The 9,019-nt window shown below is 73.5% G+C and carries 9 protein-coding genes; all 9 read right to left on the reverse strand.

Annotation, left to right across the window (positions count from 1 at the left end):
- Positions 1-8 precede the first annotated feature (8 nt).
- Positions 9-1,550 carry an RsmB/NOP family class I SAM-dependent RNA methyltransferase gene (locus ACQBAS_RS06975; protein ID WP_427383094.1) on the reverse strand — a complete coding sequence of 514 codons (1,542 nt, stop codon included), beginning with the start codon at positions 1,548-1,550 and terminating at the stop codon, positions 9-11.
- Positions 1,543-2,529, reverse strand: a complete 987-nt coding sequence (gene fmt / locus ACQBAS_RS06980; RefSeq protein WP_427385594.1) for a methionyl-tRNA formyltransferase — start codon at positions 2,527-2,529, stop codon at positions 1,543-1,545. The genes ACQBAS_RS06975 and fmt overlap by 8 nt, the downstream gene beginning before the upstream one ends.
- A 5-nt stretch (positions 2,530-2,534) precedes the next feature.
- Positions 2,535-3,080 (reverse strand): peptide deformylase, encoded by a 546-nt coding sequence (gene def, locus ACQBAS_RS06985; RefSeq protein ID WP_427383095.1) that lies wholly within the window; start codon positions 3,078-3,080, stop codon positions 2,535-2,537.
- A gap of 101 nt (positions 3,081-3,181) precedes the next feature.
- Positions 3,182-5,302 (reverse strand): primosomal protein N', encoded by a 2,121-nt coding sequence (locus ACQBAS_RS06990; RefSeq protein ID WP_427383096.1) that lies wholly within the window; start codon positions 5,300-5,302, stop codon positions 3,182-3,184.
- Between the two features lie 6 nt (positions 5,303-5,308).
- On the reverse strand, positions 5,309-6,523 hold the full coding sequence (gene metK, locus ACQBAS_RS06995; RefSeq protein ID WP_427383097.1) for a methionine adenosyltransferase: 1,215 nt from the start codon (positions 6,521-6,523) through the stop codon (positions 5,309-5,311).
- A 33-nt stretch (positions 6,524-6,556) separates the two neighbouring features.
- Positions 6,557-7,795, reverse strand: a complete 1,239-nt coding sequence (gene coaBC, locus ACQBAS_RS07000) for a bifunctional phosphopantothenoylcysteine decarboxylase/phosphopantothenate--cysteine ligase CoaBC (RefSeq protein WP_427383098.1) — start codon at positions 7,793-7,795, stop codon at positions 6,557-6,559.
- 22 nt (positions 7,796-7,817) lie between these two features.
- Positions 7,818-8,081: a DNA-directed RNA polymerase subunit omega gene (gene rpoZ, locus ACQBAS_RS07005; protein WP_427383099.1), complete on the reverse strand. Its 264-nt coding sequence runs from the start codon at positions 8,079-8,081 to the stop codon at positions 7,818-7,820.
- A 25-nt stretch (positions 8,082-8,106) separates the two neighbouring features.
- Positions 8,107-8,664 (reverse strand): guanylate kinase, encoded by a 558-nt coding sequence (gmk, locus tag ACQBAS_RS07010; RefSeq protein ID WP_427383100.1) that lies wholly within the window; start codon positions 8,662-8,664, stop codon positions 8,107-8,109.
- Positions 8,661-8,978, reverse strand: a complete 318-nt coding sequence (gene mihF / locus ACQBAS_RS07015) for an integration host factor, actinobacterial type (protein ID WP_427383101.1) — start codon at positions 8,976-8,978, stop codon at positions 8,661-8,663. The genes gmk and mihF overlap by 4 nt, the downstream gene beginning before the upstream one ends.
- Positions 8,979-9,019: the final 41 nt, after the last annotated feature.

A 9,019-nucleotide genomic window follows, 5' to 3' on the forward strand; every position in this document is an offset into this window, starting at 1 on the left:
CGGCCACCTTAGTGGCGGCGCATGAGCGCGAGGAACATGCCGTCGGTCCCGTGGACGTGCGGCCACAGCTGCACCGTCGGTCCCTCGCCCAGTGCGGGGAGTTGCTCCCCGTCCCGACCGCGAAGGTAGGGCCGGGCGTCGATGAGCTCGATGTCGGGGCGCTTCTTGAGCACGTCCTTGACGACGAAGGTGGTCTCGGACAGGTGCGGGCTGCACGTGGCGTAGGCGACGACGCCGCCCGGCGCGCACGCGTCCAACGCGCTCGCGAGTAGGGCCCGCTGCAGCGGGCCGAGGTCCACGAGGTCACCCGGCGTCCGTCGCCACCGCGCCTCGGGACGGCGACGCAGCGCACCGAGTCCGGTGCACGGCGCGTCGACGAGCACCCGGGCATAGGCCTCGGGCTCGTCCTCGCCGACGACGCGGCCGTCACCCGTGCGGATCGTCAGCGTCCGACCGGCGGTGGCCGCGGCGGCCGAGGCCGGGGCGAGCGTCTTGCGGACGAGCTCGGTGCGGTGCTCGCTGACCTCGTTGGCGACGAGGTCGCCGCCCTGCTGGAGGGCCAGGGCGGCAAGCAGGCCGGCCTTCCCGCCGGGGCCCGCACACAGGTCGAGCCAGCGAGGGTGCTCGGCCTGCGCGGCCGCCCCCTCGAGCGGAACCGCGGCCAGGGCGAGCGCCAACACCTGGGAACCCTCGTCCTGGACGGCCGCGCGACCGTCGCGGACCGCGGCGATGGCGCCCGGGTCGCCGCCCTCGAGCACGGCACCGACGGGCGAGATGTCACTGGCGACGGCGCCCGCGTCGAGCAGTTCGTCGAGCTCGGCCAGACCGGGCCGGGCCACGAGGGCGACCCGCGGTGGCGCGTTGTGGGCGGCCAGCAGGGCGGCAAGGTCGCCCTCGACGCTCTCCGGCGTGGAGGCTCCATGCCCCAGGAGCGCCTGACGGAGCGCCTTGACGACCCACTCCGGGTGCGACTCGCTGATCGCCAACCGGGCCGTGCCGTCGGTGATGCCTTCGAGCAGGAGCGCCTCCCACTCCTCGCGGGAGCGCTCGGTGATGCGGTGCATGACCGCATTGACGAGGCCCGCCGCGCCGGCGCCGTTCACCTGACGCGCGAGACCGACGGTCTGGTCGGCCGCTGCGTGGTCGGGGACGCGCATGCCGAGCAGCTGGTGCGCGCCGAGCCGCAGCGTGTCCAGCACGGCGGCGTCGATGCGGGCGACGGGTCGGTCGGCGGCGACGGCGATGATCCGGTCGTAGAAGCCGCTGAGGCGGATCGCGCCGTAGGTCAGTTCGGTGGCGAAGGCGGCGTCGCGCCCGCGCACCCGGTGGGCGCGCAGGAGCCTCGGCAGCTCGAGGTTGGCGTAGGCGCCGTCGGCCACGGCACGCAGCACCTCGTACGCGGTGAGCCGGGCCGGGTCCGTCGTCCGGGTCCGCTCCGACGGTCGCTGACGCGAGTCCGGGCGTCGTCCCCCGGAGCGGCCGGGGCGGGCTCCCCGCGGGTTGCCCGAGCCATTCGGGCGACCCAGCGGCGGTCGTCGGTCGTCAGCCATGGGTGGTCTCCTCGTCGGTCACGTCGTCGAACCGCTCGCCCGGGGCGATCCGGGTCCCTCGGGCCCAGTCGGGTGCGGGCATCTCCTTCTTGCCGTGCGGCCGCACGAGGCCGAGCAGCAGGGCCGCGGAACCGGTGCCCACGAGCACGGCCCGCTTCGTCACGGCGAGTTCCCCGGGGGCGAGGGTGGTCTCGGAGCCCGGCAGAGCCGCCGCGAGGACGTCGGCGCTCGCGGTGGTGAGCGGAGCGACCTTCACCCGCTCGCCACGGAAGGTGGTCCAGGCGCCCGGGGCGGGCGTGCAGCCACGGACCAGTCGGTCGATGGCCTGCGCGGGGCGGCTCCAGTCGATGCGGGCGTCGTCGACGCCGATCTTGGGGGCGAGCGAGACCCCCTCGGTCGACTGCGGGACCGGAGCGAGGCTGCCGTCGGCGATGCCGTCGAGCGTGGCGACGAGGAGGCCGGCGCCTCCCTGGGCCAGTCGGTCGAGGAGTTCGCCCGCGGTGTCTGTTGCCCGGACCCGCTCGGTCATGACGCCGTAGACGGGGCCGGTGTCGAGTCCGGCCTCGATCGCGAAGGTGCTCGCGCCGGTCAGGTCGTCGCCGCTGATGAGCGCGTGCTGGACCGGGGCAGCACCCCGGTGCGCGGGCAGCAGCGAGAAGTGCAGGTTGATCCACCCGTGCGTCGGGATGTCCAGCGCCTCCGGCGGGAGCAGGGCGCCGTAGGCGACGACGGGGCAGGCGTCCGGGGCGATCGTGCGCAGTCGGGCGAGGAAGTCGGGGTCCTTCGGGCTCGACGGCGTCAGGACCTCGAGACCCGCGGCGAGAGCGCGCTCCTTGACGGGTGAGGCGTGCAGGCTCCGACCGCGCCCGGAGCGGGCGTCGGGGCGAGTGATGACGGCCACGACCTCGTGCGGGCTGGCGAGCAGGGCCTCCAGTGCGGGGACGGCGACCTCGGGGGTGCCGGCGAAGACCACGCGCATGCCCGTCACCGGGCCCGTCCGAAGGTGGCGTGCGGGCTGACCCGCACCGTCGGCGGCGTGGCCCCGGCCCACTCCGCCTCACGGATGGCGCGCATGGCCAGTCGGCGCTGCTCGTCGTCGAGCCGGTCGATGAAGAGGATGCCGTCGAGGTGGTCCGTCTCGTGCTGGACGCACCGCGCGAGGAGGTCCGACCCCTCGAGGACGACAGGCTCGCCCCACATGTTCATGCCACGGGCGACGACACTCAGCGCCCGGCGCGTGTCGTAGGTCAGTCCGGGAAAGGAAAGGCACCCCTCGGGGCCGCACTGCTCCTCCTCGGACAGCGTGAGGTCGGGGTTGATCAGGTGCCCGACGGTGCCGTCGACGTTGTAGGTGAAGACGCGCAGACCCACCCCGATCTGCGGCGCCGCCAGCCCGGCCCCCGGAGCCTCGAGCATCGTGTCCGTGAGGTCCTCGACGAGGCGCCGCAGCTCCTTGTCGAAGGTCGTGACGGCGGCCGCCTCGGTGCGGAGGACGGGATCACCGAAGAGTCGGATGGACTGGACTGACACGCGATGGTCCACCTGTCGGGGTCGGGGGCTGTCGGGTCGGACGCCGCCGGAGCGGCTGACTGCGGGGGATGTCCATCCTAGGAGGTGGCGTGGCCCGCGCCTCACGCGCCGAAGTCGGCCGGGTCGATGCGCACCAGCAGCGCGTCGGCCTCCTTGCGTGCACTACGGCGAGCACGAAGGTCGCGCAGCGCGCCGCCGAGCGCGTCGGCATCAGCCAGCGGCACCGTGAGCAGGGCGCGATAGGGCTCCTCCCCCGGCGCCGGGTCCGGTCGGCCGGCCGGTCGGTGACCCGTCACCGGCAGCGGCCCGATGGTGGCCGCCGACGACGGCAGGGACAGCGTCGACAGTGCCGCGTCCAGCGCCCGCCGCGGTCCCTGCACGAGGGCCGAGCGGCTGGCCGGCGGCAGGGACAGCTCGACGCGCTCGTCGAGCTCGCGCTCGGCGAACCACGCGGGGTCCCAGCGGACGAGGGCCTCGACGGGCGGCACGCTCACGTGGTCGGGTGCCCCGCACAGGACGACGGTGCCCCCGGCGCGGGTCCCGCGCACGAGGGCGGCCGCCGCGAGCCAGCGACGCAGGCTCTCCTCCGCCGCGTCGAGGCTCGGACGGTCGAGGACGGCCCAGGCATCGAGGAGCAGAGCCGCCGCATAGCCACCCTCGGCCACCGGCTCGGCGCCCGGTGTCGAGATGACCAGGGCCGGGGCGTCGCCGACGGTGGCGAGGACCTCGCCGGCCCCGGACCGGAGCACGGGGATGCCGGGGAAGGCACGCCCGATCTCCTCGGCCGTGCGCCGCGCCCCGATGATGGAGGCCCGCAGCCGGGGGTCGCCGCACGCGGGGCACTCGAAGGCCCGCACCTCGTGGGCGCACCAACGACAGCGCGGCGGGGCGTCGGGCCGCTCGAGCGCGAGGGGGCCGGAGCAGCGGGGGCAGCGTGCCGGGCGACGGCACCCCGCGCAACTCATCGAGGGCAGGTAGCCGCGCCGCGGGACCTGGAGCAGCACCGGACCGGTGCGAAGGCCCTCGCGGGCGATGCGCATGGCCTGTGAGGGGATCCGGGCCGTGGCAGCCGCGGGGTCGCGCTCGCGCTCGATGCCCTCCCCCGCGACGACGATGCGAGGGGCGCGCTCGCGCAGCACCGTCCGGGGTGCCGCGACGGTGCGCAGTTCCCCGTCACGCACGAGGGCGGCGACCTCCGTGCTCCGGCTGAAGCCGCCCGAGAGCAGGGCGGCGCCGCTCAACCGGGCCCGGATCCGCAGCATCTCGCGCACGTGGGGATATGGCGCACGGGGTTCGTCGTGCAGGTCGTCACCGTCGTCCCACCACGCCACGAGGCCGAGCCCGGCGACCGGGGCCAGCGCCGCGGCCCGGGACCCCAGCACGACGCGGACGTGACCGCGCAGGACCTTGAGCCACGCCGTGTAGCGCGCCTGCGGTCCCTGGTCGGCCGTCAACCGGACGAAGGCGGTCTCGCCCACGGCGTCCGCGAGGGCGGCGGCGACCCGGTCGACGTCGCGGTGGTCCGGGACGACGATGACGCTGCCGCGGTCGCCGCGCAACGCGGCGGCGGCCGCCTCGGCGATCGCCCGGGGCCAGTCCCCTGCGGGCTCCGCGGCGGACGGGGCGGCCAGCCACGACGCCTCCGGTCCCTCACCGGCGGCGACCCGGGCGAGGAAGGCCTCACCGCCGACGTAGGCAGACCATGCGGACGTGGGCTCGCCGGAGTCCGACGCCGCGGTTGGCTCCTCGGTCGACGCGGGAGCGTCGATCGGCAGTGCCTTCTCCGCCCGCGCGTGGCGTGCCGGAATGGCCAGCCGCAGCACGTCGCCCACCGTGCCTGCGTACCGGTCGGCGATGGCCCGGGCGGCCGCGAGCACCTCGGGGGTGAGCACCGGCTCGTCCGAGACGACCTTCCGCAGCGCCGCGAGGCGCCCGTCGTGCCCGGGTCGGGCCCGGCGCGCCGTGACGTAGCCCGTCAGGTCCTGACCGGCGAAGCGCACCTTGACGCGGACACCGGGGCGGACCGATCCGTCCATCTCCGCCGGCACCACGTACTCGAAGGGTCGGTCGAGGTGGGGCAGCCCGGTGTCGACGAGCACCTCCGCCACGGGGTCGGTTGCGGCGGGAGTGACCCCGTCCGGGACCGTGAGCGCGACGGGCACGGCAGCAGGCAGCTGCTCGGCGATGCCGAACAGCTGCCCGTCGTCAGCGTCGTGGGCCACGCGACATCAGAGCGCGGACCGCAGTTCGTCGACGCGGTCCGTCTCCTCCCAGGTGAAGCCCTTGAGTCCGTTGACCTCTCCGCGACGGCCGAAGTGCCCGTAGGCCGCGGTGGCCTTGTAGATCGGCCGGAGGAGGTCCAGCTGGTCGACGAGGGCACCGGGGCGCAGGTCGAAGGTCGACGTGATCGCCGACTGGATCTTCTCGACCGGCACGGTCTCGGTGCCGAAGGTCTCCACGTAGAGACCGACCGGCTGCGAGGCACCGATCGCGTAGGCGACCTGGACCTCGCAGCGGCGGGCGAGCCCCGCGGCGACGACGTTCTTGGCGACCCAGCGCATGGCGTAGGCCGCGGAGCGGTCCACCTTCGACGGGTCCTTGCCCGAGAAGGCGCCGCCGCCGTGGCGGGCCATCCCGCCGTAGGTGTCGACGATGATCTTGCGGCCGGTCAGGCCGGCATCGCCCATCGGTCCACCGATGACGAACTTGCCGGTCGGATTGATCAGGGTCCGGTAGTCGGCGACGTCGAGCTGGGTGCCGTTCTCGGCGAGCTCGGCCACCACCGGGGCGATGACCTTCTCGCGGATGTCGGGGGTCAGCAGACCCTCGAGGGAGATGCCGTCCGCGTGCTGCGTCGAGAGGACGACCGTGTCGAGCCGGACGGCGCGGTCACCGTCGTACTCGATGGTGACCTGGGTCTTGCCGTCCGGTCCGAGGTAGGCGATCTCACCGGACTTGCGGACGGCGGTGAGCCGCTCGGAGAGCCGGTGCGCCAGGTAGATCGGCAGCGGCATGAGCTCGGGCGTGTCGTCACACGCGTAGCCGAACATCAGCCCCTGGTCGCCGGCGCCCTGCTTGTCGAGCGGGTCGACGCCACCGGTGCGGTTCTCGTAGGCCGTGTCCACGCCCTGGGCGATGTCGGGAGACTGCTGGCCGATCGACACCTCGACCCCGCAGGAGTCCCCGTCGAAACCCTTCTTCGACGAGTCGTAGCCGATCGCGAGCACGGTGTCGCGCACGATCCGCGGGATCTCGACGTAGGCCTCGGTCGTGACCTCGCCGGCCACGTGGACGAGTCCCGTGGTCACCATGGTCTCGACCGCCACGCGCGCCCGGGGGTCGTCCGTCAGGATCGCGTCGAGGATCGCGTCGGAGATCTGGTCACAGATCTTGTCGGGGTGCCCCTCGGTGACGGACTCGGAGGTGAACAAGCGACCGGACACTGCAGCTCCTGACTGATGACGGCTCGAGTGGCGTCACTGTACCCAGTCGGCGAGTGATTCCTCGGCCGCGTCCCACACGGCCTGCGCGATCGCGCTCTTGGGTGCCGGGCCGATCTCGCGTGCCTCGGCGCTCCCCCGACGCAGGATGGTCACCGTATTGGTGTCCTTGCCGAAGGTCTTGTCGGCGCCCACCTCGTTGACCACGAGCAGGTCGCAGCCCTTGCGGGTCAGCTTGTCCCGACCGTGGTCGAGGACGCTCTTGTCGGCGTCGCCCGTCTCGGCCGCGAAGCCGACGATGAGCGGCCGAGGGTCAGCTCCGCGGTCCGCCACGAGCCCGGCGAGAATGTCGGGGTTGCGGACCAGCTCGATCGTTGGCGCGGCGTCGGGGTCTGCGGCGTCGTGGGTCTTCTTCAGCTTCGTGTCGCGATAGACCGCCGGGCGGAAGTCGGCCACGGCTGCGGCCATGACGACGACGTCGGCGTCCCCGGCGGCTGCCGTCACCGCGGTCTGGAGTTCGAGGGCGGTCTGCACGTGGATGACGTCCACGCCCGGAGTCGCCGGCGCCTCGGCGTTGGCGAGGACGAGGGTCACCTGCGCGCCACGGGCGGCGGCGACCTCGGCGAGGGCGATGCCCTGCTTGCCGGAGGAGCGGTTGCCGAGGAAGCGCACCGGGTCGATCGGCTCGCGGGTGCCGCCGGCGGAGACCACCACGCGTCGGCCGCGCAGGGATTCTTCCTCGCCGTCCGGCCGGGCGACGAGCGCCAGCGCCTCGGCGGCGATGTGCTCGGGCTCCGGGAGGCGACCGGGGCCGGTGTCGGCGCCCGTCAGGCGGCCGGAGGCCGGCTCGATGACGTGGCAGCCGCGCGCCCGGAGGGTGGCGACGTTCGCGACCGTGGCCGGGTGCTCCCACATCTCGGTGTGCATGGCCGGCGCGAAGGCGACCGGGCAGTGCGCGGTGAGCAGCGTGGACGTGAGCAGGTCGTCGGCGCGGCCGGTGGCCGCCTTCGCCAGCAGGTCGGCGGTGGCGGGGGCCACGATGACGAGGTCGGCGCCCTGGCCGAGGCGCACGTGCGGCACCGCGGGCACGTCCTCGAAGACGCCCGTCCGCACGGGGCGGCCGCTGAGGGCCTCCCACGTCGCGGCTCCCACGAACTGCAGCGCGGCCGCCGTGGGCACGACCGTGACCTCGTGGCCGGACTCGGTCAGCAGCCGCAGCAGCGACGCGACCTTGTAGGCGGCGATGCCGCCGCTGACGCCGAGGACGATGCGCACGTGGTCGGGTGTTGCTCGCCGGTCAGGCGTCGGTCGGTTCGGAGGTGACGAGGCCCTGGTTGATCTCGCGCAGCGCGATCGACATCGGCTTCTCGTGGACCTGCGAGTCGACGAGCGGACCGACGTAGTCGAGGAGCCCGTCCTGCAGCTGGCTGTAGTAGGCGTTGATCTGCCGCGCGCGCTTCGCGGAGTAGATCACCAGCGCGTACTTGGAGTCGGACTTCGTCAGCAGGTCGTCGATCGGCGGGTTGGTGATGCCGATGGGGTTCGCCTTGGTTCCGGACACGTGGGGACTCTCGATTCGATCGCGTTCAGTGGTCTTTCATCAATGATACGAGTTCTTCGGCCGCACGCCGAACCTCGTCGTTCGTGATGGTGCTGTCGAACTCGGCCTGAGCGGCCAACTCGACCTTCGCCGTCTCAAGCCGGGCGGCCCGTTCCTCGGCCGTCTCCGTGCCGCGTCCGACCAGCCTGCTGACGAGTTCGTCCCACGACGGCGGCGCGAGGAAGACGAAGTGGGCCTCCGGCATCGCCTCGCGGACCTGGCGCGCGCCCTGGAGGTCGATCTCCAGGAGCGGGAGCTTCCCGCGGCTGAGCGCCTCCTCGACGGGGCGACGCGGGGTGCCATAGGACGCCCGACCGTGGACGACGGCGTACTCGAGGAGCTCCCCCGCCTCCACCATCTGCGAGAACTCGTCATCGGAGACGAAGTGGTAGTGCACGCCGTCGATCTCGCCCGGACGCGGCGCCCGGGTCGTGGCCGAGACCGACAGCCACACCTCCGGGAAGTGCTCGCGGACGTAGGCGGCGACGGTGCCCTTGCCGACGGCGGTCGGCCCGGCCAGCACGAAGAGGGGGTGCCGGCTCACCCCTGCTCGAACTTCCCCAGGAGGGCGGCGACCTGGTTGGCGCCGAGACCTCGCACGCGCCGGGACTCGGCGATGCCGACCTCGGCCATGATCTGGCGGGCGCGCACCCGACCGACGCCGGGCATGGACTCCAGCAGCGCGGTGACCTTCATCTTGCCGATCACGTCACTCTCCCGGCCCTGCTCGATCACGTCGGCGATCGAGCCCTGGGCATGCTTCAACCGGTGCTTCACCGCGGCGCGCTCCTGGCGCGCGACGGCCGCCTTCTCCAGCGCCGCCTGGCGCTGTTCCGGGGTCAGGCTGGGTAGTGCCACAAGGTCCTCCCTCTCTCGTTCAGGGACTCTACTGCAACGGG

This window comes from Janibacter zhaoxuefangae, from assembly GCF_050271985.1.
In the GTDB taxonomy this organism is placed as follows: Bacteria; Actinomycetota; Actinomycetes; order Actinomycetales; family Dermatophilaceae.